Below are 14564 nucleotides of genomic sequence, written 5' to 3'. Positions count from 1 at the left end.
TAGGCGCGCGCCGCGCCGCGTCGTTCATTTCTTGCACATCGCGCTGATGGCGTCGGGGGCCGTGGCGGTGATCAGCCCCAGCCGATAGGGCAGTTCGATGTAGTCGTACTTCTTGCCCTTTTCCATGTCCAGGCCCTGGAAGAGGAATCTCATCGGCTTGCAGGGGTCGATGGTCAGCGTCTGGTCGGCGCCGTCGCGGATCATTTCGCCATGGGAGACGCCTTCGGACCAGATCCGGCCGTTGAACTTGACGTTGTCTGCGCCGGCGAACCGGTTCATCTCGGCGCCAGCAATGGGCTGCCACTTGCCGTCGAGGCGATCAGCGGTCCAGGCCCGGAAATATCGCCCGCCTGGCCGCATGGCCTCGATCAGCGTCAGGTACTGGTGGGTGCCGGCGATCTTGTAGGTGTTGCTCGCCTCGAACATGTCGTCGCGCTGTTCCTTCATGGCGACGACAGGCTCGGAGAAGCCCTGAGGGAAGCGCTCGATCGTCGTTTCGCCGCGGTAGAAGCTGCCGTTGTCGCCGGTGAAGAAGAGGTGGCACTTCTTGTCGTCGCAGATGTTCCAGAAGTCCAGCCAGGTCGCCTGGCCCTTGTCGTCCTTCACGCTCTCCGGGATGGTCTTGTAGAAAGGCTGCGGTGCCGTCCATGAGTGGGGATCGTTGATGTCCTTGGTCGTGGAATACAGCGGGTCGCCGCCCTGGTAGATCAGATACCAGAGCTTTTGCGGCGCGAAGTAGAAGACCTGGGGTGCGGCGCGGTAGCCGGGCCCGATGGGGGACTTGTCGAGCATGAAGAGCGGGGCCTTGGGCGCCTCCTCCCAGGTGGCAAAGCTCGTATAGGCCATGCCCCAGCCGTTCGTGCCCGCCGTGGTCATGAAGACGTGGTAGCGGCCGTCGTGATAGACGATGGTGGGGTCCTTGACGCCAAAGATGTGCTTCGCGTCGGCTGGCGGCCTGACCAGCGGCTCGCTGGATTTCCATTCGAAATCCTGGGTCCGATTCGCCGGCTCCGCCGCGTGGGCGAAGGTGCTCAATGCCAGGCAGGACGCAAACCAGAGTGCGTTGAAACCGTTCAAGGGAGATTTGTAGTTGCGCATGACTTCAGCCATGGATGTTTTTCGGGCTTGATGTTTTCAGGGAATCGGTGCGCGCCGACGTCATACGCGGCCCCGCGTGGCTTCAAGCTGCACCCGGATCTCGGCCATGCGCTTCTCGGTCAGCTCAAAACGCAGCAGCGACACCAGCGCCAGCACCARGCCGATGACSGGGATGGTGGACAGCAGGATGCGCATCATGAAGATGGCRTGCGGCGTCTGCAGGGCCTCCAGCTTGGCGTCAAAGCCGGTGAACTGCAGGATCCAGCCCGACGCGCCCGTGCCCAGCGCGATGCCGACCTTGGAGATCCACGACCCTGCGAGTAGTACAGGNTGCGGCGTCTGCAGGGCCTCCAGCTTGGCGTCAAAGCCGGTGAACTGCAGGATCCAGCCCGACGCGCCCGTGCCCAGCGCGATGCCGACCTTGGAGATCCACGACTGGCAGGCCGAGAACGAGCCCTCGCGGCGCTGGCCGGTCTGCATCTCGTCGTAGTCCACCACGTCACCCAGCGTGGCGTTGTACAGCGTCCAGAACCCCGCGCCGGTGAAGGCCACAAAGCCGCAAGCGAACAGCTGCAGATAAGGCCGCGCCGGGTCGTACAGCCACCAGTCGCCGATGAAGGCGCAGATGGCCAGGAACAGCACCGCCGCCAGGCCGACGCGCTTGCCGTGGCGACGCGCGATCCACGCGAAGAAGGGGATGCCCGCGAAGCCGAAGGCCATGCCCGACAGACCCATGGCCGTGTTCCACTTCGCGCCCTCCACGACGTTGCCGCCGCAGACGTAGTAGACCGTSGCGTAGTAGCCGAGCGTGCCCACCATGGCCGTGCCGGTGCCGTAGGCCAGCATCATGCCCAGCACATGGCGGAAGGGCCTGCAGCGCAGCGTGCGCCACAGCGTGTCGGCGAACGGGATGTGGGTCTGCGTGCGCGACACCAGCTTCTCGTAGTAGCGCTCGCGCACCAGCAGGAAGATGGCAATCGAAGCAGCCACCATGATGGCGCCGAGGATGGCGCAATAGGTCTGCGCGCCGCGCAGGATGTCGGGCTTGCCGTTGGCCTGGTTGAAGAGGGCCAGCGTCGTGAACTGGGCGGCGAAGAACATCGCCAGCTCCGGCCCCTTCTGGATGGCGTTGCGGATGGCCATCACGGTGGTGCGCTCGTGATAGTCCGGCGTCATCTCCGCGCCCAGGCTGCTCCAGGGCATGTTGAAGCAGCTCATGATGGGCACGTAGATCACCGTGCTGACCAGCATGAAGAYGAAGTACTCGGATTGGGTCCASCCCTTGCCGACRGCGAACATCAGYGGCAGGCCGATGCCGGCCAGCACGCCGCCCACGAGGATGAAGGGACGGCGGCGCCCGTAGCGCGTGCGCGTGTTGTCCGACAGCCAGCCGAAGACGGCGTCCGAGCCGGCGTCGACGAAGATCTTGATCATCTGCACCGTCGAGATCAGGCCGGGGGCCACGCCGAGGAAGATGTTGAAGACCTGGTAGGCCAGCGACGGGTAGAGCCAGTGGCCCCACATGTCCAGGATGGAGCCCAGGCCGAAGCCGATCTTCTGCCGCATGGGCAGGCGGTCGGCGNAGCTCCGGCTTGGACACGCTGGCCTTGGGGATGTCCAGGTCGGAGGAAGATGTTGAAGACCTGGTAGGCCAGCGACGGGTAGAGCCAGTGGCCCCACATGTCCAGGATGGAGCCCAGGCCGAAGCCGATCTTCTGCCGCATGGGCAGGCGGTCGGCGGCGGGCGGCACGGCTTGCGCCAGGTGGAGGGTGCTGGCGTTCACAGGATTTTTCTCATCTTGATGACGTCGGCGTAATAGCGCGCCGACAGCTTGGGCGTGCGGACCTGCGTCTTGAAGTCGCAATGCACGATGCCGAAACGGCGCTGGTAGCCGTCTTCCCACTCGTAGTTGTCGATGAAGGACCACAGGAAGTAGCCCTTCAGCGGCACGCCGGCGGCGATGACGCGGTGAGCCTCGCGCAAGTGGCTGCGCAGGTAGTCGCGGCGGTGCAGGTCCAGCACCTCGCCGTTGACCACCGGCTCCTCGTCGTAGCCGCAGCCGTTCTCGGTGATGTACAGCGCCTGGTGGCCATACACCTCATGGCTGAAGCGCGTGCCCCAGTAGATGGACTGCGGCACGAGGCGCAGCCAGGGGCTGTCGGCGCGCGGGTAGTTGACGGGGTGGGGCAGGGCCTCGTAGGCGGCGCCGTTCTTGCCAGCGCGCACATAGGTGCCGCTGTAGATGTTCAGGCCCAGGAAGTCGGTCGGCAGGCTGATGAGGTCGAAGTCGCCGGGCCGCACGTCGGGCGCATCCGCACCGACGTGCGCCAGAAAGTTCGCGGTGTACTTGCCGGCATGGATGGCGCCCAGGACCTGTGCGTTCCGATCGACGAACCAGGCCTTGGCGGCGGCGATGTCGGCCGGTGTTTCCGTCACTGGCACGGACACCCCGCAGTTGTCGGTCAGGCCGACGACGGCGCCCGCGCCGCCGAACTTGCGCACCGCACGCACGCCATGGCCGTGGCACAGCAGCGCGTGGTGATAAGTCTGGTTGACGATCTTGGCGCTTTCCTTGCGGCCCGGCGCCTTGCCACCCGTGCCATAGCCCAGCAGCGTGAAGCAGACGATCTCGTTCAACGTGATCCAGTGCTTCACCTCACCGGCGAAGGCCTTGACGACGGTGTCTGCATATTTCGCAAAGGCGTCGACGGTCACGCGCGACGTCCAGCCGCCGCGGTCTTCCAATGCCTGCGGCAGGTCCCAGTGGAAGAGTGTCACCCACGGCTCGATGCCGTGCTTCTTCATGCTGGCGAAGAGGCGGTGATAGAAGTCCAACCCCTTCTGGTTGAGTGCCCCGTCGCCGTTCGGGTAGATGCGCGGCCAGGCGATCGACAGGCGGTAGGTCTTGAACCCCAGCGAGGCCATCAGCGCGAAGTCCTCGTCGAAGCGGTGGTAGTGGTCGCAGGCCACGTCGGGCGTGTCGCCGTTGTGGACCTTGCCGGGGATGCGGCTGAAGCGGTCCCAGACGGATTCGCCCTTGCCGTCTTCGAAAGCCGCGCCCTCGAGCTGGGCGGAGGCCGCGGCGACGCCGAAGACGAAGTCGGCGGGGAAGGGGCTTTCGTAAGTCAGCCCGCACTGTGCGCCGCCGCGCTGCGGCGTGGCGGCCAGCGAAGCTGTGGCCAGCGCGGGCAACGCGGCGGCGGCGAAGAGTTGGCGGCGGCGCAGGGGGCGAAAGGAAGTCATCTGGATGGTCCTCGGTAGGCCGCACGTGGGGCGAAGGCCCGCCGCGGTGCGAGGGAATATAGGACCCGCTTCATTTCAGAGGATGCGACGTTCGCGGATCACATCGGCGTAATAGAGCGCCGACAGCTTCGGGGTGCGCACCTGCGTGGCGTAATCGCAATGCACGATGCCAAAGCGCCGCTGGTAGCCGTCCTCCCACTCGTAGTTGTCGATGAAGCTCCACAGGAAGTAGCCCTTCAGCGGCACGCCGTCGGCAATCGCGCGGTGGGCTTCGCGCAGGTGGCTGCGCAGGAAGTCGCGGCGGTGCAGGTCCAGCACCTCGCCGTTGACCACCGGCTCGTCGTTGTAGCCGCAGCCGTTCTCGGTGATGTAGAGGGCCTGGTGGCCGTAGCACTCGGCGGCGAAGCGCGTGGCCCAGTAGATGGACTGGGGCACGAGGCGCAGCCAGGGGCTGTCGGCGCGCGGATAGTTGACAGGGTTGGGCAGGGCCTCGAAAGCGGCGCCGTCCTTGCCGGCGCGCACATAGGTGCCGGTGTAGATGTTCAGGCCCAGGTGGTCGGTCGGCAGGCTGATGAGGTCGAAGTCGCCGGGCTGGACCTGGGGGGCGTCGGCGCCGACGCGGCTCAGATAGCTCTCGGGATAACGGCCGGCATGTATCGCGCCCAGCACATGGGCGTTCTTCTCCAGGAACCAGGCCTTGGCCGCGGCGATGTCGGCCGGCGTCTCGGTGACGGGTATGCAGACGTCCAGGTTGTCCGTCAGGCCAACGACCGCACCCGCGCCCCCGAACTCGCGCACTGCGCGCACGCCGTGGCCGTGACAGAGCAGCGCGTGGTGGAAGGTCTGGTTGACGACAGCGGCACTCTCGGTGCGGCCCGGCGCCTTGGTGCCCCAGTGATAGGCCAGTTCGGTGAAGCAGCGGATCTCGTTCATCGTGATCCAGTGCTTGACGACGCCGCCGAAGGCCTTGACGACCGTGTCGGCATAGCGGCCGAAGGCGTCCACCGTCACGCGCGACGTCCAGCCGCCGCGGTCTTCCAGCGCTTGCGGCAGGTCCCAGTGGAAGAGGGTCACCCACGGCTCGATGCCGTGCTTCTTCATGCTGGCGAACAGGCGGTGATAGAAGTCCAGGCCCGCCTGGTTCAGCTCGCCGTCGCCGTTCGGATAGATGCGCGGCCAGGCCAGCGACAGCCGGTAGTTCTTGACGCCCAGCGACGCCATCAGCGCGAAGTCCGCGTCGAAGCGGTGGTAGTGGTCGCAGGCAATGTCCAGCGTGTCGCCGTCATGCACCTTGCCGGGCTGGCGGCAGAAGCGGTCCCAGATGGATTCGCCCTTGCCGTCCTCAAAGGCCGCGCCCTCGATCTGCGGGGCAGCGGCGGCAACGCCGAAGACGAAGTCGGCGGGGAAGGGGCTGGAGTAGGTCAAGGTGAGCTTGTCTGTCAAGGAGCCATCCTGCGGCAACGGGGCGGTGGCGACGATGCCGCGGATGAAATCGGAGGAGCTAGAGGCAGTCATAGCGATCCAGGAGAAAGAGAGGGCTTGGCCGTCAGGGCGTCAGCCACGAGGTCAGGGTCGCTTTCAGGCTGCGAGCCCAGATTTCATAGCCTTGCGGGCTGAGATGCAGCCAGTCGGGCAGGATGTCCTTGGACAGTGTGCCGTCCGGATTCGCGAGTGCGCGACCGATGTCCAGGAAGACCACCTGTCGGCCATCGGCCAACGCGGGCAGCAACGCATTGATCCTGTCGTTGTGCCTGCGAGTCACGTCGTCGGGCTTCTCGCCGCGTGGGAACAGGGCCAGCAGCAGCACCTTGGCCTGGGGCTGGCGGCGGCGGATCTCATCAAGGTTGCGCTTGATGCCGGCCACCGTGAAGGCCGGGTCCTCCAGCCGCTCACCGGTGTTGTTGGTGCCGATCATCATGACGACGGCCTTCGGCGTCATGCCGTCCAGTTCGCCATGCTGCAGTCGCCAAAGCAGGTTCTCGGTGCGGTCGCCGCCAAAGCCAAGGGCGACGGCGTTGTGCTTCGCAAAATGCGTTGCCCACGCGGTCTTGCCTTCGTTCTCCCAACCTTGCGTGATGGAGTCGCCGAGGAAGACGAGGTCGATGCGCCGGCCGGCCTCACGGTGGGCGCGGATCTCTGCCAGCTTGGCTTCGTGGCGCGGCAGCCACCAGTCCACCGCCCAGGACTCCTGCAGCCGTTCGGGCGTGATGGACTGGGTGCGGTAGTCGGGGCAGGCGGTGGTCGCCTTGCCTTTTTTGTTGATGCGCAGGTGGGCAATCTGCAGCTCGCCGCTGCCCGTGCCTTCCAGTGCGAAAGGCACGTTGACGGCGCTGAAATCGTCGCCCTCGCGCCAGAAGCACTTCAACGCGAAGGACAGGTGCTGACGGCCTTTGCCGACCAGCTCGCGGCCGGCGAACAGGAAGGGAACCTTGCGTTCGCAGCCCTCACCGCAACCCAGTTTGAACTTCATGCCACCGTGGGCAAGGTCGACGACGTTCAAGTCGAACTCGACGATGCCTTCGGCCAGGTAGGGCCGCAGGTCCAGCGGTGGGCCGTCCTGCCAGCGGGCTTGGGCGATCCATGAGTTGCTGAACTGCAGCGTCAGCGCACCGTCATCGCCACGACGGGCTGCCACATGGCTGTCGGGCACGCGCGCGTTGGCGGGCTTGGGCACGGTGACACGGTCGCCGACGAGCTTGGCCTCGCCTTCGAAATCGGTGACGACGATCTGCCAGCCTTTGGCGGGGCGGCCGACGTCCAGATCCAATGACTGCGCTGTCATCGGGAGCAGGGCAGCGCAAGCGAGCAGGAAGCGATTCATCATCAGAGCAAGTCTTGAGACGACAGCGTGCGCGACTGGCCGGGCTTGAGCTTCAGCTCGACAACGCGCTGGCCGATGCGAACGCGGCCGCCGCCCTCGCCGACCACCGAGCGCACGGTGGCGCTCGTGACGCGGCCGCTTGCCCAGGCGATGTCGACCTCGAAACCGCCGCGGGCGCGCAGGCCCTTGACCGAGCCCTCGGGCCAGGCCGCGGGCAGGGCGGGCAGCAGGTCGATGATGCCGTCCTGTGATTGCACCAGCATCTCGGCTATTGCCGCGGTCGCACCGAAATTGCCGTCGATCTGGAAGGGCGGGTGGGTATCGAAGAGGTTGGGATAGGTGCCGCCCTGGTTCACTTCGCCACCGGTGCGGGCGGCTCGGGCACCCGGCGTGGCCAGCAGGCCGCGCAGCAGCGTGTGCGCATGGTCGCCGTCGCGCAGCCGCGCCCAATAGGCCATCTTCCACGCCATGGACCAGCCGGTGCTGACGTCACCGCGCGCCTCCAGCGTCTTGCGCGCCGCGGCGGCCAGCTCGGGCGTGCGCGCCGGAGAAATCTGCCGGCCGGGGAAGAGCGCGAACAGATGCGAGAGGTGGCGGTGGGTGTCCTTGGGCGTGTCCAGTACGGCGTCCTCGAGTTCGGCCTGCCATTCCAGCAACTGGCCCCAGCTGCCCATACGCGGGCCGGCGAGGCGGTCGCGCAGCGAGGCGGCATGGTCACGCGCGGCGCGGTCGTCGAGCACGTCGGCGGCTCGGACCATGTTGTCGAAGTGGTCCCACAGGATCTGCTGGTCGTAGGCCACGCCGTCCTGGATGGGGCCGTGTTCGGGCGACCAGCCGTTGGGTGCCACGAGTTTGCCGTCAGCCGTCGCCTTCAGCCGGTCTTCCCAGAACTCGCCGACTTCCTTCAGCACCGGCCAGGCCACGTTGCGCAGGAAGGCCTTGTCCTGCGTGAAGGCGTAGTGCTCCCAGAAGTGGCGGGCATACCAGGCATTGCCCGTCATGTTCCAGAGGTAGGTCTGGGCGCCGAAGGGGTTGGTCGCAGTGCGCAGCGCCCAGCCGCGCATGGGCTTGCCCGCGGCCGTCAGGAAGGTCTCGATGGGTGGCTGCACCGAGTTGTCCCACGGGGGTGTCTCGGGCGGCAGGGCCTTCGGGTCTTTCAGTGCCAGCGCGGCGCGTTCGGCGACGGGCTGGCGCCAGGCGGGAATCAGGTTCTGCACGAAACGGTGCAAGGGCCGCGCCGTCTCCGCCAGATTGGTCGGCTCGGCCGGCCAGTAGTTCATCTGCAGGTTGATGTTGCTGTGATAGTCCGCATTCCATGGCGGCGTGAGGCTGTCGTTCCACAGGCCCTGCAGGTTGGCCGGCAGGGAATCCCGCGAGCTGGAGACCAGCAGGTAGCGGCCGTATTGGAAGTACAGCGCCTCCAGCTCGGGGTCGCCGCCGTCGCGGGTGTAGGCGGCCAGGCGAGCGTCGGTCGTCAGCGCGCGACGCTCGGGCGCGCTGGTGCCAAGGTCCAGCTGCACGCGGCCGAGCAGGCCTTTGACGTCGGCCTCGTGCTCCGCCTGCAGCGCCGGCCAGGACCTGGCAGCTGCGGCGGCGACCTGGGCCTGCACACGCGGCAGCGGCGCGGGGCCGTCGACCCGGCCGTGGGCATAGCTGGTGCCGGCGCCGAGGATGAAGGTCAGCGCATCGCAACCGCGGAACACCAAGGTATTGCCGTCCACTGTCACCGAGCCGCCTTCCGGCACGACGCGCAGCTGGCTCGCGTAGGCCAGGCCGTTGGGCAGGCGGCCGGTGGCGGTGAGGGCGGCGCCCGCCGCGGAGAGCGCCGCACCGTGCCGGTCGGCCAGCGTGACGCGGCCGTTGTAGCGGCCCGGCTGGTCGGCGCTGAGGCGCCAGGCGATGACCTGGGCCGGTTGGCTGGCCAGGGTTTCGCGCGTGAAGCCTGCGCCGGCCTGGCGGTAGCTCAGGCGGTGCCGGGCATGCTGCAGGTCGAGCTGGCGGTGGTAGTCGGCTACGGGCGCGTCGGCACCGTCGAGTTCGAGCACCACGTCGCCGAAGGCCTGATAGGCGCCCAGCGCCTGGGCATCGCCCGTCCACAGCGTGATGTCGTTGAACTGCAGCCGGTCGCGGGCGACCTGGCCGAACAGCATGGCGCCGATGCGGCCGTTGCCGATCGGCAGGGCCTGCTGCTCCCAGCCCTGGGCTGTGTCGGCTGCGGGGCGGTCATAGCGCAGCACCAGCTCGGCCGCCTGCAGCGGCAGGCCGAGGCAGCAGACGAGCAGCGTTGCTGCGGCCTGCAGTGATCGGAGTCTGTGCTTCATGAACTCAGCGCGGGCGGCCCATCTTGATCTTGAGCATGACGGGCTCGGCGGGCAGGTTCAGGCCGTAGTCCACCTGGTCGCCGTTCCACACACGCTCCATCACCCAGCGCCCCTGGTCGTCAAAGCGGCCCTGCTCGGTGCGCAACATGAAGCCATTCTGGCCCGGCGCCGCCTCCATCCGCACGCGGGTGCGTTGGCCAATGACGAGGAATTCGTCGTCGCCGATCTGCGCGATGGCGACGCCGCCGCCGGGTTGTTCGGTGCCGGCGGGGAACTTGTCGGTCATCTTCCAGCTGGTCTCGCCGAACTGCCATTCGCGGTAGCTCAGCTTGGCGACCCAGCCTGGGAACTCCAGCAGCTGCGGCTTGCGGTCATCACCCTCGGCGGCACCACGCGTGCGGCCATCGAAGGCCCACTGCGCCCATTGCCGCTGGATCGGGGCGAACATCTTGAAGACGCGAGCGAAGGGCTCGACCATCTCGCGGTCGGTCGACGTCGAGCCGAGCGGGAAGTTGCTGTAGTTGAAGTAGTCGATGCCGAACGGCGCCACGCCGATGGCGCCGTGCCCGAGGATGGGGTAGAGGTAGCGCCCGTAAGCGGCCGCGTTGCCGATCTCGGGCACCCACAGCGCGTTGTCGGCGCGCTGGAACAGGCGCAGGTTGGCGTTCACCTGCTCGGACTCGGGCCGATAGATGTCGGGTGCGACGATGTCCAGCGCGGGCGCTGCGGCCTTGTAGATGTCGATGACGTCCCAGGTCGGGCCACCGCTGGCGAAGTCCTTGTTCCAGGGCTTGGGCGGCTGGTCCAGCGGGTTGCGCAGCGCGTTGTTGACGTACATCGGCAGCTCGTAGACGGCTTTGCCGGCCGCGGCGATGTCGCCGATGTAGCGGGCGATGGCCCAGGCGTGGAAATACTCGTCGGCGTAATCACCGTAGACCGCGCGCCAGTTGCCGCTAGCGGCACCTGGCACGACGGCCTTCTTGCGTGCCAGCACGGCAGCGGGCACAGGCTGCGTGAAGGCCGCCTCGGCCGCCTTGCCGAAGTCGCGCACCAGGCCATAGGTGCCGACTTCATTCTCGACCTGCACCATCAGCACGGTGCGCTCGGCCGAATCGATCTTCTTGAGATGCGCCATCAGCGCGACGAAGGCGCGCTTGTCGGCCTTGAGCGTCTCGGTGCCGAAGGGGCTGAGGCTGTAGTTGGGCTTGCCTTCGCGGTCCAGGTTGGCCGGGAAGCGCTTCGGGTCGAGCTTGACCCAGGCGGGGGTGTATTGGGCGCTGGTGTTCTTCCAGGTGGCGAACCACAGGATCACCAGGCGCTGCTTCTGTTGACGCGCTTCTTTGACGAGGGTGTCGACGAAGCTGAAATCGAACTTCCCTTCTTCGGGCTCGACCTGCTCCCAGGCCACGGGCATCAGCACGGTGTTGGCCTTGGCGTCCTTGGCTGCCTCCCAGACGGGCTTGAGCGCCTCGGGGTAGTTGCTGGAGTTGTGCGCCTGCGCGCCCAGCATCAGGAAGGGCTTGCCGTCCACCAACAGCGCGTGGCGGCCGTCGCGGCTGACGAGGCGGGGCGCCTCGGCGGCACCGGCGGCTTGCAGGGAGAGCAAGCCGGCCAGCACCATCGAGAGAAGGGTGTTTTTCTTCATCGGAGTTCCAGGCGCCCGGCGATCGAAGGGACCGCCGGGCGAAAAGCAAGGTCAGAACGTGTAGCGCGCCGTGACCACGTAGCGAGGACCGGTGTAGAACAGGCCACGCGTCATGTAGCCGACGTGCTGCTGCATCAGCTGACGCTGGCGGGCCGAGTTGAGGTTCTGCGCCTCCAGCCCGAGAGACAGCTGGTCGTTGAGCAGCTTGTACGACACGCCGGCGTCCAGCTGGCCGTAGCTCTCAGCCCACACCGGCAGACCCCAGGCCACGTTGGTCTGGCCCTTGTTCGGGCTGTTCGGGTCGGTCACCAGGCCGTCCGTGCCCTGCGTGCCGTTCACGTTGATGGCCTGCAGGTAGCGCGAGCGCCAGCTGTAGGCCAGGCGTGCGGACAGCGGGCCTTGGTCGTACATCAGCGTCAGGTTGAACGCCTTGCGTGACAGGCCCTGCAACGGCAGGCTGCCGAACTGGCGACCATCGGTGTCGCAGCCATTCAGGTTCAGGCCGAAGTTGTCCGCCGTGTTGCCGCCACTGCAATAGGGCGAGTCGACCGGGTTGTACAGATTGCTCTTGCTGTCGACATAGGTGTAGTTACCCTGCACGCCAAAGCCGGAGAGCCAACCTGGCAGCTTGTCGAAGTAGGTCTGGAAGGCGAGTTCCACACCCGTGAGTTTGCCGGAGGCGCCGTTGATGGGGCTTGTCACCGAGAAGGGCTGCAGATTGCCGCTGACATCAGGCAACCGGAAGGTCGACGTCTGGTTGATGACGATGTCCTTCAGGTCCTTGTGGAAGGCTGCAACCGTCAACGAGCCCGCGCGGCTGAAGTACCACTCGGCCGTCACGTCCTCTTGTGTCGAACGGGTGGGCAGCAACAACGGGTTGCCCTTGGCCGAGCCACTCTGCGAGACGCTGGTCACCGTGGTGGCGGTGCTGCTGATGTTCTGGCTCAGCGTGGTGCTCGCCTGCAATCTGTCGAAGTCAGGCCGGGCGATGGCCTTGGCGGCGGCAAAGCGGAACTGCAGGTCATGCGCAGCCTGCAGCTTCAGGTTCAGGCTGGGCAGCACGTCCGTGTAGCTGTTCTTGAAGGTCTCCAGCTTCTGGTACTTCGGGATGTTGGGCACCGGCACGCCGCCGAGTTGCAGCTTGGCCGGATCGGTACCGGCGAAGGAGGTGTAGCCGAGGGCGTCGTTCTGGGTGCGCACGACCCGGACACCCACGTTGCCGTCGACCGGCAATTTCCATTCGTCGAAACCGAAGCGCAGTTGGGCGAAGGCCGCCTGGGTCTTCTCAGACTGCTTGTTGCCGCTGCCGCTCTGGATGTCCTGGGCGATGTCGCTGCCCAGGCCTTCGGGGGTGAAGGCGAACGGCCACTGGCTGCAGGTGTCGGTGTTTTGACCGGCGGCGGTCAGCTTGGCCACGCAGTTGTCGGCGCCGTATTTATGCAGCACGGAGTAGGAAGCCGGGAAGCCGGCGGCTTGGGCGACCGACGGGAACACCACCGACGGCGGCGTCGGGACGCTGCCGCCGAAGAAGTTGTTGAAGGTGTTGGTGACAGTGCCGCCAGGATAGTCGCTCAGATAGGCCGGGCCGCCTGCCGTCCAAGGCTGGGAAATGGCCTGCCAGTGGTAGCCAGACGGATTGGTCGAGCTGACCGCTTGGCGGTCGGTAAAGCGGACACCGAAGCGCAGGTCCTGCAGAACGGGGTGCTCGAAGCGGTAGCGGGCGTCGCCCTTCCAGCTCTTCTGGGTTCCCTCACTGCGGTCCAGATGCTCCATCGTGAAGCCCCAGTAGTAATTCTTGGCGTCGGCGAGGTAAGCACGGTCGGCCGCGTCGAAAGTCAGGCTGGGCGTGCTGCCGCTCAAGTCGAGCACTTCCTTTTGCATGCCGACACCGGTCGCCACGGTGGAGTCGAGGCCCCGCGTGGATGCCTTCACGTACTGCAGATCCGACGAGAAGCTCCAGCGGTCGTTGGCCTTCCAATTCAGGCGCCAGGCGAAGTCTTCCGTCTTGGAGTTGCGAGTGGCCGTGCGGGTGTCGTCGTTGAAATTCAGCAGCGAGCCGTCGTTGTTGGTCAGCGTGCCGGAGATCAGGGCGCCCTGGTCGTCGAACTTGCCGTTGGTGACGCGGATCTTGTAGGGCTCGGTCTGCGCGAAGATCGCCTGCTCGTCCCACTGCATGCGGTACTTGGAGCGGAAGTAGGTGAACGAGCTGTCGACATCGTCCTTCTTCCACTGCAGGGCGCCGTACAGGCCGTCGCGCTTGCGTTCGAACTCCAGCGTGCGCCACTGCGCACCCTTGGGCACCCACAGGTAGCTGCCCGGGGTCTGGCCGACCACCGCGTCGGTCCGGGGGTAGTAGGGCTCGATCTGAAAGAAATCGGAACGCGTCGCGCTCTTGGAGGTCGCGGCGTTCAGCAGCACGCCGATGCGGCCCAGGTCGGTGTTCCAGCTGTTGACCAGCAGGCCGCTGGCAGACGGCTTCTTCTTGCCGTTGAGCTTGGTATAGCCTTCCTGCACCGTGACCGAGCCCTTGAAGCCCTGGTAGTCGAACGGCAGCGCCGTGCGCAGGTTGACGAGGCCGCCGACAGCGCCCTCGATCTGTTCGGCCGACGGGTTCTTGTACACGTCGATGCCGGCCATCAGCTCGGGCGGCACATCTTCGAAGTTCAGTGCGCGGCCACCGTTGGCAGAGAAAGTGTCACGGCCGTTCATTTCGGAACGCACGTAGGACAGGCCACGGATGTTGACGCCGGAGCCTTCCACCGAGTAGTGCTCGGGGTCGTTGCGAGCCATGGTGCGCTCGATCGTCACGCCGACGATGCGTTGCAGCACCTCGGTGACGGAGCGATCAGGCAGCTTGCCGATGTCGTCGGCCACGATCGAATCGACGATCTCGTCGGAATTCTGTTTGATCTTCTGTGCCGATTCGAGCGCCGCTCGGCGGCCGCTGACAACGACGGTTTCCAGGTTGGTGGTGGGTGCGGATGCGGCGGCGGCGGGGGCCGGTGCAGTCTGTGCCATCGCCATGCTGCTGCAGAGCAGGGCGGCTTGGGCGGCGGCAAGGGATACAGCGGTTCGGCGGGGATGGTGATGTGTCACTTTGTCTCCTCTCGTTGTGATTGGGCTCTGAGCCCGTGTCGTGCTGCTGGTTCGGGAAAGGGGCGGGGGTCAACATCGCCCGGGCCGACGAGCGCATGGCGTATGAGCGAGGGTGTTCGTCATGGCAGCGTTGTCGGTCAGGGTTTGCTGGGCGGGGGTAAATGGGGCGTCTGCGTTCAGCCACAGAAGCGATTGACCAGGTTCTCGAAGACCTCCTGGCGGCCGGACACGGGGGCCACATCGGTGTTGGCAATGAGCACCTGCTCAGCCAGGTCGTTGAGCGAGCGTCGGCCGTTGAGGATGTCCTGGCCGGCAGCCGCGTCCCAGCCGGCGTAGCGG

Annotated in this window: 9 protein-coding genes and 1 pseudogene; all 10 read right to left on the bottom strand. The window is 66.4% G+C overall.

What is annotated here, in order from left to right:
• Positions 1–24 precede the first annotated feature (24 nt).
• The 10 genes and pseudogenes from ASC95_RS07550 to ASC95_RS07515 all read right to left on the bottom strand — a co-directional run bounded on the left by ASC95_RS07550 (position 25) and on the right by ASC95_RS07515 (position 14147).
• Positions 25–1110 (bottom strand): non-reducing end alpha-L-arabinofuranosidase family hydrolase, encoded by a 1086-nt coding sequence (locus ASC95_RS07550; RefSeq protein ID WP_200960097.1) that lies wholly within the window; start codon positions 1108–1110, stop codon positions 25–27.
• A 48-nt stretch (positions 1111–1158) separates the two neighbouring features.
• A pseudogene (locus tag ASC95_RS32460) lies at positions 1159–1428 on the bottom strand (MFS transporter); the annotation flags it as partial.
• A gap of 1 nt (position 1429) precedes the next feature.
• Positions 1430–2664 (bottom strand): MFS transporter (locus ASC95_RS32455; RefSeq protein WP_369820594.1); only part of this gene is annotated, 1235 nt, incomplete at its 3' end.
• A 17-nt stretch (positions 2665–2681) separates the two neighbouring features.
• On the bottom strand, positions 2682–2882 hold a 201-nt coding region (locus tag ASC95_RS31745; protein ID WP_235537791.1), incomplete at its 3' end, for a hypothetical protein.
• Positions 2879–4342 (bottom strand): GH1 family beta-glucosidase, encoded by a 1464-nt coding sequence (locus ASC95_RS07540; RefSeq protein ID WP_082567594.1) that lies wholly within the window; start codon positions 4340–4342, stop codon positions 2879–2881. The genes ASC95_RS07540 and ASC95_RS31745, both read right to left, overlap by 4 nt.
• Positions 4343–4417: 75 nt before the next feature.
• Positions 4418–5785 (bottom strand): GH1 family beta-glucosidase, encoded by a 1368-nt coding sequence (locus tag ASC95_RS07535; protein WP_235537790.1) that lies wholly within the window; start codon positions 5783–5785, stop codon positions 4418–4420.
• Between the two features lie 103 nt (positions 5786–5888).
• Positions 5889–7166, bottom strand: a complete 1278-nt coding sequence (locus ASC95_RS07530; RefSeq protein ID WP_057297168.1) for a GDSL-type esterase/lipase family protein — start codon at positions 7164–7166, stop codon at positions 5889–5891.
• Entirely contained in the window at positions 7166–9484 is a 2319-nt protein-coding gene (locus tag ASC95_RS07525) for a glycoside hydrolase N-terminal domain-containing protein (protein ID WP_082567592.1), read from the bottom strand. Before ASC95_RS07525 ends, ASC95_RS07530 begins: the two co-directional genes overlap by 1 nt.
• Before the next feature lie 4 nt (positions 9485–9488).
• On the bottom strand, positions 9489–11129 hold the full coding sequence (locus ASC95_RS07520; protein ID WP_057297167.1) for a DUF5597 domain-containing protein: 1641 nt from the start codon (positions 11127–11129) through the stop codon (positions 9489–9491).
• Positions 11130–11180: 51 nt separating this feature from the next.
• The gene (locus ASC95_RS07515; RefSeq protein WP_235537787.1) at positions 11181–14147 is read right to left on the bottom strand and encodes a TonB-dependent receptor; all 2967 of its coding nucleotides are present in this window, start codon (positions 14145–14147) and stop codon (positions 11181–11183) included.
• Between the last annotated feature and the right edge of the window lie 417 nt (positions 14148–14564).

The sequence above is a fragment of the Pelomonas sp. Root1217 genome (assembly GCF_001425705.1).
Taxonomy (GTDB): Bacteria; Pseudomonadota; Gammaproteobacteria; order Burkholderiales; family Burkholderiaceae_C; genus Pelomonas.
The sequence above is the reverse complement of the archived record's forward strand: the minus strand, read 5'-3'. Positions and strand labels throughout refer to the sequence as shown.

Coding starts and splice junctions, on each gene's coding strand:
- ASC95_RS07550 (WP_200960097.1), bottom strand. CDS start 1,110: ATGGCTGAAGTCATGCGCAACTACAAATCTCCCTTGAACGGTTTCAAC.
- ASC95_RS07540 (WP_082567594.1), bottom strand. CDS start 4,342: ATGACTTCCTTTCGCCCCCTGCGCCGCCGCCAACTCTTCGCCGCCGCC.
- ASC95_RS07530 (WP_057297168.1), bottom strand. CDS start 7,166: ATGATGAATCGCTTCCTGCTCGCTTGCGCTGCCCTGCTCCCGATGACA.
- ASC95_RS07525 (WP_082567592.1), bottom strand. CDS start 9,484: ATGAAGCACAGACTCCGATCACTGCAGGCCGCAGCAACGCTGCTCGTC.
- ASC95_RS07520 (WP_057297167.1), bottom strand. CDS start 11,129: ATGAAGAAAAACACCCTTCTCTCGATGGTGCTGGCCGGCTTGCTCTCC.
- ASC95_RS07515 (WP_235537787.1), bottom strand. CDS start 14,147: ATGGCACAGACTGCACCGGCCCCCGCCGCCGCCGCATCCGCACCCACC.